The sequence below is a fragment of the Nocardia nova NBRC 15556 genome (genome assembly GCF_001613005.1).
Classification (GTDB): domain Bacteria; phylum Actinomycetota; class Actinomycetes; order Mycobacteriales; family Mycobacteriaceae; genus Nocardia; species Nocardia nova.
This window is the reverse complement of the sequence record NZ_BDBN01000038.1, coordinates 38143-52531: the sequence shown is the minus strand read 5'-3', so window position 1 is coordinate 52531 and position 14389 is coordinate 38143. Positions and strand designations below refer to the sequence as shown.

General features: G+C 69.3%; 16 protein-coding genes and 1 tRNA gene. 3 read left to right on the top strand and 14 right to left on the bottom strand.

The genetic code is table 11. The annotated features are described in order from the left end of the window. Positions 1-258 precede the first annotated feature (258 nt). Positions 259-915 carry a trypsin-like peptidase domain-containing protein gene (locus tag NN2_RS16615; RefSeq protein WP_156511355.1) on the top strand — a complete coding sequence of 219 codons (657 nt, stop codon included), beginning with the start codon at positions 259-261 and terminating at the stop codon, positions 913-915. On the opposite strand, the gene NN2_RS16610 is transcribed toward NN2_RS16615, so the two are convergent. Together NN2_RS16610 and NN2_RS16605 are read right to left on the bottom strand one after the other, a co-directional pair. Next, positions 894-1364 carry a PaaI family thioesterase gene (locus NN2_RS16610; protein WP_063014639.1) on the bottom strand — a complete coding sequence of 157 codons (471 nt, stop codon included), beginning with the start codon at positions 1362-1364 and terminating at the stop codon, positions 894-896. The genes NN2_RS16615 and NN2_RS16610 overlap by 22 nt on opposite strands. 170 nt (positions 1365-1534) lie before the next feature. Then, positions 1535-1607: transfer RNA gene (locus NN2_RS16605), tRNA-Asn, on the bottom strand. A 295-nt stretch (positions 1608-1902) separates the two neighbouring features. Here NN2_RS16605 and NN2_RS16600 point away from each other — a divergent pair. Continuing rightward, the gene (locus NN2_RS16600) at positions 1903-2148 is read left to right on the top strand and encodes a hypothetical protein (RefSeq protein WP_036499775.1); all 246 of its coding nucleotides are present in this window, start codon (positions 1903-1905) and stop codon (positions 2146-2148) included. 64 nt (positions 2149-2212) lie between these two features. On the opposite strand, the gene NN2_RS16595 is transcribed toward NN2_RS16600, so the two are convergent. From NN2_RS16595 to NN2_RS16575, 7 genes are all read right to left on the bottom strand, one after another. Further along, entirely contained in the window at positions 2213-2812 is a 600-nt protein-coding gene (locus NN2_RS16595; protein ID WP_245658737.1) for an alpha/beta fold hydrolase, read from the bottom strand. Next, the gene (locus tag NN2_RS38605) at positions 2746-3042 is read right to left on the bottom strand and encodes an alpha/beta fold hydrolase (RefSeq protein ID WP_245658736.1); all 297 of its coding nucleotides are present in this window, start codon (positions 3040-3042) and stop codon (positions 2746-2748) included. The genes NN2_RS16595 and NN2_RS38605 overlap by 67 nt, the downstream gene beginning before the upstream one ends. 14 nt (positions 3043-3056) lie before the next feature. Beyond that, on the bottom strand, positions 3057-4967 hold the full coding sequence (dnaG, locus tag NN2_RS16590; protein ID WP_063014637.1) for a DNA primase: 1911 nt from the start codon (positions 4965-4967) through the stop codon (positions 3057-3059). Between the two features lie 163 nt (positions 4968-5130). Next, positions 5131-5313 (bottom strand): zinc ribbon domain-containing protein, encoded by a 183-nt coding sequence (locus NN2_RS38600; protein ID WP_245658735.1) that lies wholly within the window; start codon positions 5311-5313, stop codon positions 5131-5133. Positions 5314-5327: 14 nt separating this feature from the next. Next, a complete protein-coding gene (locus NN2_RS16585; protein WP_227462941.1) occupies positions 5328-6590 on the bottom strand; it encodes a deoxyguanosinetriphosphate triphosphohydrolase in 1263 nt (420 codons plus the stop codon). Between the two features lie 24 nt (positions 6591-6614). Further along, a complete protein-coding gene (locus NN2_RS16580; protein ID WP_030512880.1) occupies positions 6615-7307 on the bottom strand; it encodes a YdcF family protein in 693 nt (230 codons plus the stop codon). Positions 7308-7385: 78 nt separating this feature from the next. Then, positions 7386-8081: an MBL fold metallo-hydrolase gene (locus NN2_RS16575; protein WP_030512879.1), complete on the bottom strand. Its 696-nt coding sequence runs from the start codon at positions 8079-8081 to the stop codon at positions 7386-7388. A 64-nt stretch (positions 8082-8145) separates the two neighbouring features. Here NN2_RS16575 and NN2_RS16570 point away from each other — a divergent pair, with 64 nt between their 5' ends. Then, positions 8146-10143 carry a TPM domain-containing protein gene (locus NN2_RS16570; protein ID WP_063014635.1) on the top strand — a complete coding sequence of 666 codons (1998 nt, stop codon included), beginning with the start codon at positions 8146-8148 and terminating at the stop codon, positions 10141-10143. Positions 10144-10153: 10 nt separating this feature from the next. Here the strand turns inward: NN2_RS16570 and NN2_RS16565 are convergent, their stop codons facing one another. The 5 genes from NN2_RS16565 to NN2_RS16545 all read right to left on the bottom strand — a co-directional run bounded on the left by NN2_RS16565 (position 10154) and on the right by NN2_RS16545 (position 14342). Next, positions 10154-10612: a VOC family protein gene (locus NN2_RS16565; RefSeq protein WP_063014633.1), complete on the bottom strand. Its 459-nt coding sequence runs from the start codon at positions 10610-10612 to the stop codon at positions 10154-10156. A gap of 35 nt (positions 10613-10647) precedes the next feature. After that, entirely contained in the window at positions 10648-11253 is a 606-nt protein-coding gene (locus NN2_RS16560; protein ID WP_063014631.1) for a response regulator transcription factor, read from the bottom strand. A 57-nt stretch (positions 11254-11310) separates the two neighbouring features. After that, positions 11311-12537 carry a sensor histidine kinase gene (locus NN2_RS16555; RefSeq protein ID WP_063014629.1) on the bottom strand — a complete coding sequence of 409 codons (1227 nt, stop codon included), beginning with the start codon at positions 12535-12537 and terminating at the stop codon, positions 11311-11313. Positions 12538-12622: 85 nt separating this feature from the next. Continuing rightward, entirely contained in the window at positions 12623-13405 is a 783-nt protein-coding gene (locus tag NN2_RS16550) for an ABC transporter permease (RefSeq protein ID WP_063014627.1), read from the bottom strand. A 1-nt stretch (position 13406) separates the two neighbouring features. Next, the gene (locus tag NN2_RS16545) at positions 13407-14342 is read right to left on the bottom strand and encodes an ABC transporter ATP-binding protein (RefSeq protein ID WP_063014625.1); all 936 of its coding nucleotides are present in this window, start codon (positions 14340-14342) and stop codon (positions 13407-13409) included. Positions 14343-14389: the final 47 nt, after the last annotated feature.

Sequence of the window (14389 nt, the reverse complement as noted above, 5' to 3'; positions counted from 1 at the left end):
TGAGATCCCGGTCGCTCAACCGACGGCACAGCTTGGGCCGGTCCCGAGCAGGACAGCTGCGGGCGGCCTCGGCGTTCGATCCCGGTCTTCGGACGCGTTTTCCCTCCCCATCACGCGCACTACCCGAGCCGATCGCGACTATTCCTCGGCAAGTGACCGAAGACCCTATGAACGGCCGGCATCCTGTCCGTAGAAAAGGCTGCAGCGACATCGCAGGCGGTAGGGAGGAGTGACGCCGAGGGCGCCATGGCCGAGCAGATGAAGAGATCGATCATCGCAACCGCGCTGTTGGCCGGAGCCGTCGTCCTGGCGGCGCCGGCGGTGGCTCCCGCCGATTCGCCCGCCCGGGCGGTGGGGCCCGGCACCTCGCTCGGCCTCTGCACGATCACCGCGGCCGGACACGACGCAGCGGGCAACGCGGTGGCGCTCACCGCCGGTCACTGCATGTTCAGCCCCGGGCAGAGCGTCGTCGCCCCCGCCATCGGCAGGATCGGGCACTACGCCAGCTGGACATCGAAATGGGCGCTGCTGCAATCGGATTCCACCAGCGACTGGGCCGTCATCGCACTGCGCCCCGGCATCGACATCTCGACCGTGGCCCCGAACGGCGCCGTGATCGATCACGTCGGTGCGGTCCCGGCCCCCGGCAGCCGCCTCGACAAATACGGCAGCACCACCCGCTCCACCAGCGGCCAGGTCGATTCGGTCACCGACAATGTGATCCACACCTCCGTCCCGGGCCTCAACGGCGACAGCGGCTCCCCCGCCTACCAGGGCACGGGTCTGGTGGGCATCGACTCGCAGATCAACCCCACGACACCGGCCGGCCCGTTCTGGTTCTCCGGCATCGAGGGTGTGCTGGCCGAGATCAACTCCCGTCCGGGGATCGTCGGCTACGGCTTCCGGATCGGCTGATCCGATGCGCCACTCAGACAGATCAACGTCTGCTGGCCGGTCGCGATCAGTGTGCGCCGATCGTCGCGGACCCCGAACACCTCCAGCCTGCACACGGTCAGCGTGCGCCCCGATTTGAGGACGACACCGACCGCCTCGAGGTGATCCCCCTCGGCCGGGGCGAGCAGATTGATCTTGTACTCCACTGTCAGCACCGAGGAGTCGTCGGGGAACAGCGTGTATGCCGCATATCCGCCGGCGCTGTCCGCGATGGCACTGGTGGCGCCGGCATGCACATACCCGTGCTGCTGCGTCACCTCGGGCCGGTGCGGCAGTTCGATGTGCACCCGACCCGGACCGATATGGGCGAGCCGGGCGCCCAGATGACGCATCAGGCCCTGCCGCTCGAAACTCTCCCGGATGCGCGCCTGCACAGCGGGACTCGCCTGCTCGTATGCCGCCTCGTCCATCGATCTCCTCGTGAGCCCGTTCGCGGCGCACATCGTATCCCCGCGCCCTGCGACCGCCCGGCGGTGAGGATCCCGAATCGGACGGCCGGCGTTCGCCCAGGCCAGGGCTCTCAGAACGAGAACAGCCCCTGGTCTGTGGTACGTTCCCACAGGCCAGGGGCTGTTTTCTGCTCCCCCATCTGGACTCGAACCAGAAACCTGCCGATTAACAGTCGGCTGCTCTGCCAATTGAGCTATAGGGGATTGCTCCGGTCAGCCCGTGCGGGCCGGCCGAGCACAAACTTTAGCTTATGTCCGGTCCGCTCCCCAAATCGGCCCGGGAGCTGGGGAAATGCGGAACGGAGCGGCGTGTCGGGGGCGGGCGGCACGGCCCTGACCGCGGTCTCCAACCAAAGTGTGCCGGTGGGGAATTCGAGAGCCCGGCGGTAAGGATCGGAAATTGTCGGTGGGGTCTGGCAAGGTGGTGCCGGATCGACAGTCCGACTCGATGTCGGGCAGGATGTACGGCGCGGACAGCTACTGGGAGGAGCCCGAAAGAATGCTGCGGTTGATCATCGGCGTCGCAGCCGGTTATGTGCTGGGGGCCAAGGCGGGGCGGGCTCGCTACGAGCAGATCAGCAAGACCACCCGTGCTGTCGCCGCCAGCCCGGTCACCCGCAAACTGGTTCAGGCCAGCCGCCAGAAGCTGTCGGACCGCCTCAATACCCAGCCGCGGCTCGAACCCATGGAGCCGATCGACGAGCGCACCACCGTCCTCGTCCCCCAGGACCAGCTCCGCCGCTGAGCCACGATCCCGGTGACACGCTGCCCGACGTTTCCACCGGGCAGCGTGCCACCGGATCGCCCAACTACCGGCCGAGCCGATTTTTCCCGGGCTCCGCTTCGGCCGGCGAGCCCGCGCGTACCGCCGCGGCGATGTGGCGGGCGAGCAGGTGCGGCGCCTGCGCGTGCGCCAGATGCCCCTGCCCCGATAGCCGGTCGATGCGTGCCCGCGGCAGTGCGCCGGCGATGCGGTCGAATGCGGCGCCGTAGGGTGCGGCGTTCGCGTTGAGTTCGCCCAGCAGCAGGGTGACAGGGACGCTCAGCGCCCGATACCGCCGCAGGTCCACCCGGTAGGCCTCGATTGCCGCGAGTTCCGTCGGCAGCGGCGCCGCCAGCGGGCGCAGCACCGCCCACACCGGCGATTCCCGCAGGGCGGCAACATATTCCGTAGAGAAGCCCGATACATCGGTGTTGACCAGCCGGACGGCCGCATCCAGATCACCGCGGTCGACGGCGGCGCGCAGCGCGGGAATCGCGGCGGGGGCGAAGGGCGCCGATACCGGTTCGTAGGCGATCACCGACCGAAGATCCGACCGCTCACAGGCCGCCTCCAGGGCGATCAGTCCGCTGTAGCTCCATCCGAACAGCTCCACCGCCGCGCCGAGGGCGTCGAGGATGCGGTGCAAGTCGTCGATCTCGGTCCGTACGGAGTAGTCGGCTCCCAGCGGCCGCTCGGCAGCCGTCCGCGGCGATTGATCGTCACCACCGGATTGGACAGTCCGAGCCGCTCCACGACGGGCCGCCAGGTGGCGGCATCGGACATGACCCCCGGAACGATCACCAGCGGCGGGCCGTCACCGTCGACGATCTCGGCGGTCAGTTCGGTCCCGGAGCGATGGAAAGAGATCGATCTCATTCCGAATGGAACGATCAGGCCACGTTGAAATCATCCGAGTTGCCCATGGCCTGGGTGAGCAGGCTCTTGCGGTACTGCTCGAGGGCGACCAGATCGCCGAACAGGGCCATGTAGTCGTCCGGCTGTTCGGTCGACGAGACCCGCTGCAGTTTCGACTTGAGCGCGGCGACCTGGCGCCCGACCCACGCCTCCTGCACCCGCGCCAGCACGCCGGAGATGAACCGGGGGATGTCGTCCATCGATTTGACCGGGAGCGGCTCGGCGGCCAGTTCGGAGACCAGTGCGCGCAGCATCAGATCGTCGGTGTGATCGGCGACGCGCGAAACCCATTCCGCGCCACCGAGTCCCGCTGCCGTGCCACCGGCGGCGGCGAGGGCGGCGCGCACGGCGGTGTAAGCGGGGTGGGTGAACGCTTCGGGCTCGAGACTGTCGAAGATCGGTCCCGCGGTCGCCGGATACTGCAGGGCGGCGGCGAGTACTTGCCGCTGCGGCAGCAGCACCGGATCACCCGGATTCGGGCGGGCGGCGGCCGACTCCGCGACCGCTGTCTCGGCGGCCGCTTCGCGGCCGGGCACGCCCTTCACCGGCTTACCGCGGCGGGCGTGGTCACCGACCCGTCGCACCACCAGCTGGATGTCGTCCCAGCCGACCCACCCGGCCAGCTTCGTGGCGTACGCCTTGCGCAGCGCGTTGTCCTTGATCTGCGCCACCACGGGCACCGCGCGCCGCAGCGCCTCCACCTGCCCCTCGGGGGTGTCGAGGTTGTGGTCGGCGAGCAGGCCGCGAATCACGAACTCGTACAACGGGACCCGCCGGGCCACCAGGTCGCGGACCGCACCGTCGCCGGAACGCTGACGCAATTCACACGGGTCCTGCCCGTCGGGGGCGACCGCGATATAGGTCTGCCCGGCCAGTTTCTGGTCACCGGAAAAGGCCTTCAGCGCCGCTGCCTGGCCGGCGGCATCACCGTCGAAGGTGTAGATGATCTCACCGCGCCAGAAATTGTCGTCCATCAGCAACCGGCGCAGCATCGACAGGTGCTCGTCGCCGAAGGCGGTGCCACAGGAGGCGACCGCGGTCGTCACACCCGCCAGATGCATGGCCATCACATCGGTGTAGCCCTCGACGACCACCGCCTGGTGGCTCTTGGCGATCTCCCGCTTGGCGTGGTCGAGCCCGAACAGCACCTGAGACTTCTTGTACAACACCGTTTCCGGCGTATTGATGTACTTCGCGGTCATCTGGTCGTCGTCGAACAGGCGCCGGGCGCCGAATCCGATGACGTCGCCGCTCAGATTCCGGATCGGCCACAGCAGCCGGCGGTGGAACCGGTCGATCGGGCCGTGCCGGCCGGGCTTGGACAGCCCCGCCGCCTCCAGCTCCTTGATGTCGAAACCCTTGCGCAGCAGGTATTTCGTCAGCGTGTCCCAACCGGCCGGGGCGTAACCGCAGCCGAAATGCCGCGCGGCGTTGGCATCGAAATTGCGGTCGGTGAGATACTTGCGAGCCACCTCCGCGCCCGGTTCGCGCAGTTGCGCCTGATAGAACTCGTGCGCGGCCGCATTGGCGGCGACCAGCCGGGAACGGGTGCCGCGGTCGCGCTGCACCGAGGTTCCGCCGCCCTCGTAATTGATCTTGTAGCCGATCCGGTCGGCCAGTTGCTCGACCGCCTCGACGAATCCGACGTGGTCGATCTTCTGCAGAAACGCGAACACGTCGCCGCTCTCGCCACAACCGAAGCAGTGGAAGTGGCTGTGGTTCGGCCGCACGTGGAACGACGGCGACTTCTCGTCGTGGAACGGGCACAACCCCTTCAGCGAGTCCGCACCGGCCCGCTTGAGCGACACATACTCACCGACGACATCCTCGATGCGTACGCGTTCACGTATTGCCGCGATATCGCGATCCGGAAGTCGACCTGCCACGGCATCCGAGTCTAAAGCGTGTCGAACGACCATGGTTGATCGGTCGGCACCGCCCTTCTCGGGCGTCGTCGGTCCCCACCGCGGCAAACGGCGTGAACGTCGGTTCCCACGTCTCTCGGGAAGGTTTCACCGGCACTCGACGGTGCTGGTCAGAGCCTTCCCGTCAGCGGGCGTTGATGACCCGGCCTCCTGCTCGGGGGTCCGGGGGTTCATGCTGGGCGGCCGCCCAGCGTGCGAGATTTATCGCGGCATTGAGGTCTCGATCGAGCCGGTAGCCACATCCGCAGGTAAAGACGCGGTCAGCCAGCGTCAGTTCTGCGTTGCGCCTCCCAAAGTCAGGGCCCACGCCGACGACCGGGGTCAGTGGGCCGCGATCCGTTCCAGCCTGCTCTCGGTGTAGGAGGCGATCTGGTCGACGATCACGCGCACGCGGGCGGTGTCGTCGGTGGCCGCCTCCCACCACGGCAGCAGGATCGGGTCGAGGCCCTGGGGGGCGCCGGCCAGCAGGCGGTCGGCCACGAATCGGATGCGCTCGCGCTGTTCGGCCTGGCGTTTGTGATGTTCGGGGTCCGACATCACGTACCGCAGGGCGACCGTTTTCAATAGCGCGACCTCCGCGGCCACCACGGCCGGCACCTCGAGGTCGGCGGCGTAGCGGCACAGCGACTGCCCGGTCCATGCGGCACGGGTCGCCTCGACCGCCGCGGTCGCGAACCGGCCGACCAGATCGCTGGTCAGCCGCTTGAGCGCGACCGAGGCGCGCAGGGTGCCGTCGTAGCCGGCGGCCTCGGCGATCACTTGCAGCTGCGAGAGCCGCTGACCGGCCGCGATCAGATCGTCGGCGGACAGGTCGCGGTGCTGGCGCTGGCCCAGTTCGGCGAGGGCGGCCTGTTCGGCCGGATCGGCGAGCGCTCGCAGATCGATCCGGCCCGCGATGACCCCGTCCTCGACATCGTGCACCGAGTACGCCACATCATCGGACCAGTCCATGACCTGCGATTCCAGCGACTGCCGCCGCTCGGGCGCACCCTTGCGGACCCAGCTCAGCCGGTCCAGATCGGCGTCGTAGGCGCCGAACTTCGCACCGGAAGCCGTTCTGCCCCACGGATATTTGACGGTGGCGTCGAGGGCGGCGCGGGTCAGGTTGAGGCCGTAACTCTCCCCCGCCGCATCGAAGACCTTCGGCTCCAATCTCGTCAGAATCCGCAGATTCTGGGCGTTGCCCTCGAACCCGCCGTAGGCGTCGGCGAATTCGTCGAGGGCGCGTTCGCCGTTGTGGCCGTACGGCGGATGGCCGATGTCGTGAGCCAGCCCGGCCAGATCGACCAGGTCCGCGTCACAGCCCAGCCCCTCGGCGATGCTGCGCCCGATCTGGGCGACCTCCAGCGAGTGGGTCAGCCGGGTGCGCGGCGTGTCGCCGTCGCGGGGACCCATCACCTGGGTTTTGTCGGCAAGTCGCCGCAACGCCGCCGAATGCAGCACCCGCGCCCGGTCCCGCGCGAAGTCGCTGCGCCGCGCCGGTGCGGGCGACCACCGCAACCCCGCCGTGGGCGAGGTCTCGGACACCATGCGCTCGTGATCACTGTCGACATACGGGCATTCGGGCATCGCGTCGAAACTCATGGGAGATACCGCCTGGTACGTTTCTCACTGCTCCGCGGTGTATTTGAAATCCGCGGAGAAGTGAGTGAGCTGATACCACAGCAGCGCACCGGTTTCGCGGGCGATGCCGTGGAATTGGGACTCCCGGGTGTAGACCGCCGGGCCGGTGCGCGTCGGCGCGGTCCACGCGTCCAGACCGGCGTCGCGGGCCATGGTGCGGGTGCGCAGCGAATGCCACGGATCGCTGACCAGCACCGCCGAGGACAGGTCGCGAGCCCGCATCGCGGAGGCGACCGCCTCGATACTCTGCAGCGTGTCCGATCCGGTCTCCACGGCCACTACCCGGTCGGCGGGCACGCCGCGATTCTTCAGGTAGTTCTTACCGGAGGCGGCCTCGGTGTAGTTGTCTCCCACCTGTTTGCCGCCGACCGTGATCACCAGCGGCGCAACACCTTTGGTGTACAGGTGATAGGCCTGGCCGAGCCGGGCCTCGAAAACCGAGGACGGGGTGCCGTCGTATTGCGCGGCGCCCAGCACCACGATCGCGTCGGCGCGGCTGTAGTCGTCGATCCGAGCCACCTGCCAGACCCGGAAAGCGGTGCCGCCGACGAGCACGACCCCGATGAGGACGGTGCCGGCGATCACCCGGCGCACCCAGCGCGCGACCGCCGATCCGCGCGGACGGCGCGGCGCGACGGGCGTGCGGGTCGGGGCGGGATGGGTGAGGGCCGAGGGCATTCCCCGAGTGTGCCAGTGCTCGGTCACGCCACGATTGCGGAGCGCCGGATCCTCACCGCTGCCGGGCACCGGAACCGCTCACCAACCGCGTTGCCGCCACTGCGCGAGCTGCGGACGCTCGGCACCCAGGGTGGTGTCGTCGCCGTGGCCCGGGTAGACGACCGTATCGTCGCCGAAGCGGTCGAACACCTTGGTGGTGACGTCGCTGTAGAGGGAATCGAAATCCTCCGGGGAAGTGGTGCGCCCGACACCCCCGGGGAACAGGCAGTCGCCGGTGAACAGATGGGTGCGCCCGGAGCCGTCGGTGAGCGCCAGCGCGACCGAACCCGGGGTGTGTCCGCGCAGGTGGACGACCTCGAATTCCAGTTCACCGATCGAGACGGTGTCACCGTCGGCCAGCAGCCGGTCCGGCCGCACCGGAAGCGGTTCGGCATCCAGGGCGTGGGCGGCGGTCGGTACGCCGGTGTCGGCGACCACCGCGCTCAAGGCCTGCCAGTGGTCGAAATGCTGATGGGTGGTGACGATCAGCCGCAGCCGCCCGGGCACCTCCTGGTCCAGCAGGGCCTGGATGCGTTCGGATTCGTTGGCGGCGTCGATCAGCACCGCGTCACCGGTGGCGGTGTCCTGCACCAGATAGACGTTGTTGTCCATACCGCCGACCGACATCTTGACGATCCGGGCGCCCGGCACATCGCGCTGCTGCGGATTCGAACCCGGCGCGACGTGGCCCGTATAGGGGATATCCAGCGTGATCACCCTGCCGATGGTAATCATCGGTTCCGACACGGGTCGGCCGGATCAACGCCCGTTACGCCGTGTCGGCGGATACATTCGTGCTATGCCGCCGGACTCGCGTCTTCGCCGATCACAGCCGCCGACGCTGCTCGCGGTGCTGCTGTCGATCGTGTTCGGGTTCGTGCTCGGCTGCTGCGGCCCGGCCGTCGCCGACGAGCCGATGCGGCTCAACGAATACGTCACCGATTCCGCCCAGGTTCTCGACGGTCCGCAGCGCGACACCGTGCGCGCGTCGGTGGACGCGCTCTACACCGCGCACCGGGAGCGGCTGTGGGTGGTCTACGTCCGCGATTTCGGTGGCGTGGATCCGCAGACCTGGGGTCAGCGCACGGCGACCGCGTCCGGATTCGGCGAGCGCGATGTGCTGCTGTCGATCGCGACCAGCGACCGCTCCTATGCCTTCACCGGTGCGCTCCCGCCCTCGGTGAGCGATGCGGAACTGAATTCGCTGCTCACCGATCAGGTGGAGCCGCGGCTGCACAACGGCCAGTGGGCCGAGGCCGCGGTGGCCGCGGCCGACGGATTGTCCACGGCCATGGGAGATTCCGGTGGTGTCGGGATCTGGCCGCTGATCGTGATCACTTTGATCGTGCTGGGTGTGATCGGCCTGGTGCTGGGCTATTCGCAGTTGCGCCGGCGGGCACGGGGGCGCGCCGAGGCCGACGCCGCCCAGGCGGTCGACCCGACCGACACCGCCGCGCTGGCCGGGCTCCGCCCGGATCTGCTCGAGGCTCGCTCGGCGCAGGTGCTGGTCGACACCGACAACGCGATCCGGGCCAGCGCCGAGGAACTGCGCCTGGCCACCGACGAATTCGGCACCACCGCGACCGCCCCGTTCGCCGCCGCGCTCGAGTCCGCGAAACAGGCGTTGGCGCATGCCTTTTCGATTCGCCAGCGGCTCGACGACGAGATCCCGGAAACTCCTGATCAGCGCCGCGATCTGCTGGTCGAGCTGATCACCACCTGTGGGCGGGCCGATGCCGAACTCGACGACAAGGTGGCCGAATTCGACGCCATGCGCAATCTGCTGATCGACGCCCCGCAACGGCTGGACGCGCTGACTCGCGATGTGGTCGATCTCACCGTGCGCCTGCCGCGCTCGGAGGAGACGCTGCGGCGGCTGCTGGCCGCACAACCGGAATCGGTCACCGCGCCGGTGCGCGACAACGTGACGATGGCGCGGGAGCGAATCGGCTTCGCCGAGAACACGATCGAACAGGGCAGGCAGGCCGCGGCCGAGCCGGTCGGACGCCAGGGTGGGGTGGTCGCGGCGATTCGCGGCGCGGAGGCCGCGGTGACCGCCGCCCGTACCCTGCTCGACGCCGTGGACACCGCCGAGACCGATATCACCCAGGCGCGAGCCGGTCTGCCGGCGGCGATCGACGAACTGGGTCGCGACCTCGAGACCGCGCGGGGGCTGACCGAACATGGCGGCCCGGAATTGGCGGACGCGATGTCCGGCGCCCGCACCGCATGGGAGGCGGCCCGGACCACCGGGGACCGCGACCCGCTCGGCACGTTCCACCGCGCGGTCGCGGCCGATACCGCACTGGATCGCGCGGTCGCGGCGGCCGGTGAGCGCAAACTCGCCGCCGAACAACTGCGGCGCCGCCTGGACCAGGCCGTGATCGCCGCGCAGAGCCAGGTCCGGGCGGCCGCCGACTTCATCGACACGCGCCGTGGCGGTATCGACGCCGCGCCCCGCACGCGCCTGGCCGAGGCCCAGCGGAATCTGGATCGGGCGCAGCAGCTTTCGGCCACCGACCCGCAGGCGGCACTGGACAGTGCGCAACAGGCCGCCGATCTGGCCACCCGCGCACTGCACGCCGCCGAGGCCGATGTGCGGGAGTGGCAGGCGCACCGGCCGGTGTCGGGGACCTCGCAGGCCGGCGCCGTATTGGGCGGAATTCTGATCGACAGTCTGCTGCGCGGCGCGGGCAGCGGCTATCGCGGCCGTTCGATGGGCGGATCCGGCTGGGGCCCCGCCTCTTTCGGGGGATCCGACAGTTCCCGCCGGATCAGCCGGGGCGGGCGGTTCTGATCCGGTCGTCTCACCGTGCCGGTGGTACGGCGTCACCGGTGCGGGTCGCGAGCCACTGCTGGAGTTCGATCAGGTTGCCCTCGGGGTCGCGCAGGTAGGCGCAGCGGAGACGGCCGTCGTATTCGACCGGTTCGCCCGAGATTTCGGCGCCGCGCGCGGTGATCTCGGCGAGATAGGCGTCCAGATCGTCGACCCGCAGCGACACCATTGCCGCGTCGGCGGGCGGGACCGGCGCCACGTCGCTGCCCGACGGCGATCGCGGGCCGGCCTCGGACCGCAAGGTATCGCCCAGCGCCGCAGCCAGATTCGCGCGCTCGTGCAGAGCGAGCGTGCTACCCAGCTCGGGTTTGAAGGCCGCGTAGGGCGGGCGCGGGTCGTCGGTTTGCGGTGTGAGTCCGACAATGTCGCGATAGAACGTCACGCAGCGGTCGAATTCGGACACGATCAGGCGGATCTGCGTCAGGTGCACATCGGCGAATCTACGCCCGCGGCAACCTGGGCCGCTCACAACCAGCCGAGGCGTTCGGCGGCGCGGACGGCCTCGGCGCGGGTGCGGGTGCCGGTCTTGCCGATCGCGGCCGACAGATGGTTGCGAACGGTCCCCTCGGACAGATGCAGGCGGCCCGCGATGACCGCCGCCGTCGATCCGTCGGCCGCGGCGGCGAGCACCTCGCGCTCGCGTGCGGTGAGCGGTGAGGTTCCCGTGGTGAGGGTTTCGGTGGCCAGCGCCGGATCCACCACCCGCAGGCCCATGTGCACGCGCCGCACCGCATCCGCCAATTCCCGTGCGGGCGTGTCCTTGACGACGAATCCGCCGGCTCCTGCGTCGATGGCGCGGCGCAGATAGCCGGGCCGGCCGAACGTGGTCACCATCAGAATCCGGATGTCCGGGAATTCCGCATGCAGACGCGCCGCGACCGAAATACCGTCCATTCCGGGCATTTCCACATCGAGCAGGACCACATCCGGTGTGGTGCACCGCACCGCGTCGAGAACCTCGTCACCCCGGCCCACCTCGGCCACCACCTCGAGGTCGGACTCCAGCCCCAGCAGTGCCGCCAATGCGCCCCGCACCAGCGCTTGGTCGTCGGCGAGCAGCAACCGGATCACCGCCGTCGCCCCCGCCGTGATTCACCGACCGACATCATCCATCGCACACCTGCGACCCTAATCCGGACGGCAGGCTCGCCGCCGCCCGACCGGCCGAACCTCGGCCGCGGTGGTGAAGTCCACGGCGATCACGGTTCCCCCGGAGGGAGGTGTGTCGACCGTGAACACACCGCCCGCGTCGCGCACCCGGTCGCGTAAGCCGGTCAGTCCCGAGCCGAAGACACTGCCGGACAGCCCTTTTCCGTCGTCGAAGATGTCGATCCGCGATTCGCTCACCCGTACCCGGCAGTGGCGGGCGCCGCTGTGGCGCACCACGTTCGTCACCGCCTCGCGCAGGACCCATCCGAAGATCACCGCGTATCGCTCGGGGAGTTCGGCCGGGTCCGGGAGCTCCGCCTCGATACCGGCGGCGCGCAGGGCCGTACGCGCGTTGACCAGTTCACTCGCGAGCGACACCTCGCGCAGGCCGCCCACCGTATCGCGCACCCCGGCCAGCGCCTCCCGGGCGAGTCGCTCCACATCGGCCATCTCCTGCCGGGCCCGGGACGGATCCGAATCGAGCAGCCGTTGCGCCAATTCGGTTTTGACGGTGATGACGGTCAGCGAGTGCCCCAGGATGTCGTGCACGTCGCGCGCCACCCGGTTGCGTTCCTGCACGATCGCGAGCTCGCCCTGCTGGCGGCGAGTCAGTTCCCGCAACTGGCCACGCCGCCGGCCGATTTCGCGACCGGTCCACATCACCACCGGAATGAAGGCGAAATACAGCGGGGCGCTGCCGTAATGCAGCGACAGGCCGATCAGCAGCGCGGCCGTACCCGCCACCACCGCACCGGATTTCGCGGTCGGAAGGACGAAGACGGCGGCGGCCGCGACGTAGATGGCGGTGCCCAGGCCGGTGACACCCAGCAGTACGGTCATCGCGGCGGCGAGCGCCGCCAGCGCGCCCACCACGAGCCAGCGCGGCCACTCGTACGAGACCGGCAGCACCGCCTGTGCGTGTCCCTCGTCCCAATCCGGTTGCCGGAACGGACCGAAGCACGAGGCCGTCAGCACCCAGAAGACCGCGAGGCATACCGCCGCCGCGACGGCCCGCATCCTATGCCCGTCCTGCCATTGCGAGACGATCGGCGCGATCAGATAGAGCAGCCAGATCAAAGCCAGCACCGCGCCGAAGAACAGGCGTCGATGCTGGATGGCGGTATGCGGGGCGGGTTCGCGGTCCATCCTGCGGGCGATCCGGTCCAGCGCTCCGGATATCGGCCGATCGACCGGAGGTACCCGCATCCGCACCCTCCGTCTCCTGCCCTGGCCGCCGCCGGATTCCGACGCTACCGCACCGTCCACCGAGGCGGACGGTGCGGCGCGGCGGTCAGCGAGCGGTGTCACGCCGGAACAGAACCGCGGCTCCCAGGGCGAATACCGACGCCCACACCGCGATATTCAGCACGGCCAGTGCGGCGGAACCGGCACCGGTGTCGCCGAGCGGCAATCGGGCCAGGGTCGCGACGCCGTTGGTCGGGAAGACCTTCGACACCGTCTCGAACCAGCCGTGCAGCGGCATGAACAAGCCACCGGCGAACGACAGCAGCGCCAGGACCGGGCCGAGGATCTGCATCACATTCTCCGAGGGCAGCACATAGCCCATGAACAGTCCGAAGGCCGCGAAGACCACCGAGGTCAGCCACGCGATCAGGAAACAGCCCACCCAGGCCGCCGTGGTCAGATGCGCGCCGGTCACCGCGCCGGCGACGAAAACGACGACGACCGAACACAATCCGAGCACCATCGCGCCGGCCACTTTGGTGGCGACGTAGGCGGCCGGGCGCAGCGGCGTGAGTCGGAGCTGGCGTACCCAGCCGGCGGCGCGCTCCACCGCGACCATGGCGCCGCCGCTGGTGGTGGCCAGCATCGCCCCGTAGACGGCCATCGACACCATCACGTAGGCCGTGACATTCGCCGAGCCGTAGGTTTCGTTGCGGGAGGAGTTCTGGGCGCCGAAGATCACGAAGAACACCACGGGCATCACCAGCGCGAAGATGACGGTGCGGCGGTTGCGCAGCATACGGCGCAGTTCGAGCAGCAGGAATCCCCAGCTGAATCCGCCCGCGCCCGGGCGGGCGGCATGCGATGCGGGCACGATCGATGTAGTCATCTCAGTGGTCTCCGGTCAGTGCGAGGAAGGCGTCTTCGAGATTGCGGCCGGTGATTTCGATGTCGACGGCCGGTGTCCTGGTCAGCAGATAGCGGGCGACCGCGTCGGAGTCGTTGCCGTGCACCAGCACTCGATCACCGCGCTGTTCGACTCGGTCCACGCCGGCGAGGGCGAGCAGGCTCGCGGGATCGGCGTCGGGCAGCGTCGCCGAGACGGTGCGGCCGGAGGCCAGATTCTTCACCGACGCGGCACTGCCGTCGGCCACGACCCGCCCGCCCCGCACCAGCACGATCCGGTCGGCGTAGGCGTCGGCCTCGTCCAGGTAGTGGGTGGCGAAGACGACGGTGCGGCCGAGATCCGCGTCGGCGCGAATGGCGTTCCAGAAATCGCGGCGGCCCTCGACGTCCATACCGGTGGTCGGCTCGTCGAGGATCAGCAGATCCGGATCGGGCAGCAGCGCGAGCGCGAACCGCAGGCGCTGCTGCTGACCGCCGGAGCATTTGCCCACCATGCGGTCGGCGATGCCGTCGATTCCGGCACGGACGAGCACCTCCCGGGCGGGGCGCGGATTCCGATGCAGGGCCGCGACGACCCGCACCGTTTCGCCGACGGTGAGATCCGGGAGCAGACCACCCGACTGCAGAACGGCCGAAATCCGGCCCGCCGCAACCGCTTCCGCCGGCGTTGCGCCCAGAATGCGGGCGGTTCCGGCGTCGGGCCGCAGCAGGCCGAGCATCATGTCGATACTGGTGGACTTCCCGGCACCGTTGGGTCCCAGGAAGGCGACCACCTCACCCGCGGTGACGGTCAGATCGAGTCCGTCGACCGCGCGGACGGGCCCGGCGGAGCTGCGGAAGGTTTTGGTCAATCCGCGAAGCTCGATCACCGGTGCGGCGGCGACCCGTTCCGCCGAACCGGATGTCATTGCTGATGTCATGGTTCCACTGTCGCGGGGAACCCGGCGCCGTACCTGGCCCGAGCGTC

Excerpts from the sequence above, each read along its gene's own strand:
- NN2_RS16615 (WP_156511355.1), top strand. The coding sequence starts at position 259 with ATGAAGAGATCGATCATCGCAACCGCGCTGTTGGCCGGAGCCGTCGTC.
- NN2_RS38605 (WP_245658736.1), bottom strand. The coding sequence starts at position 3,042 with ATGAGATCGATCTCTTTCCATCGCTCCGGGACCGAACTGACCGCCGAG.
- NN2_RS16585 (WP_227462941.1), bottom strand. The coding sequence starts at position 6,590 with ATGAGTTTCGACGCGATGCCCGAATGCCCGTATGTCGACAGTGATCAC.
- NN2_RS16580 (WP_030512880.1), bottom strand. The coding sequence starts at position 7,307 with ATGCCCTCGGCCCTCACCCATCCCGCCCCGACCCGCACGCCCGTCGCG.
- NN2_RS16545 (WP_063014625.1), bottom strand. The coding sequence starts at position 14,342 with ATGACATCAGCAATGACATCCGGTTCGGCGGAACGGGTCGCCGCCGCA.
- NN2_RS16550 (WP_063014627.1), bottom strand. The coding sequence starts at position 13,405 with ATGACTACATCGATCGTGCCCGCATCGCATGCCGCCCGCCCGGGCGCG.
- NN2_RS16575 (WP_030512879.1), bottom strand. The coding sequence starts at position 8,081 with ATGATTACCATCGGCAGGGTGATCACGCTGGATATCCCCTATACGGGC.
- NN2_RS16610 (WP_063014639.1), bottom strand. The coding sequence starts at position 1,364 with ATGGACGAGGCGGCATACGAGCAGGCGAGTCCCGCTGTGCAGGCGCGC.
- NN2_RS16555 (WP_063014629.1), bottom strand. The coding sequence starts at position 12,537 with ATGCGGGTACCTCCGGTCGATCGGCCGATATCCGGAGCGCTGGACCGG.
- NN2_RS16570 (WP_063014635.1), top strand. The coding sequence starts at position 8,146 with ATGCCGCCGGACTCGCGTCTTCGCCGATCACAGCCGCCGACGCTGCTC.
- NN2_RS16600 (WP_036499775.1), top strand. The coding sequence starts at position 1,903 with ATGCTGCGGTTGATCATCGGCGTCGCAGCCGGTTATGTGCTGGGGGCC.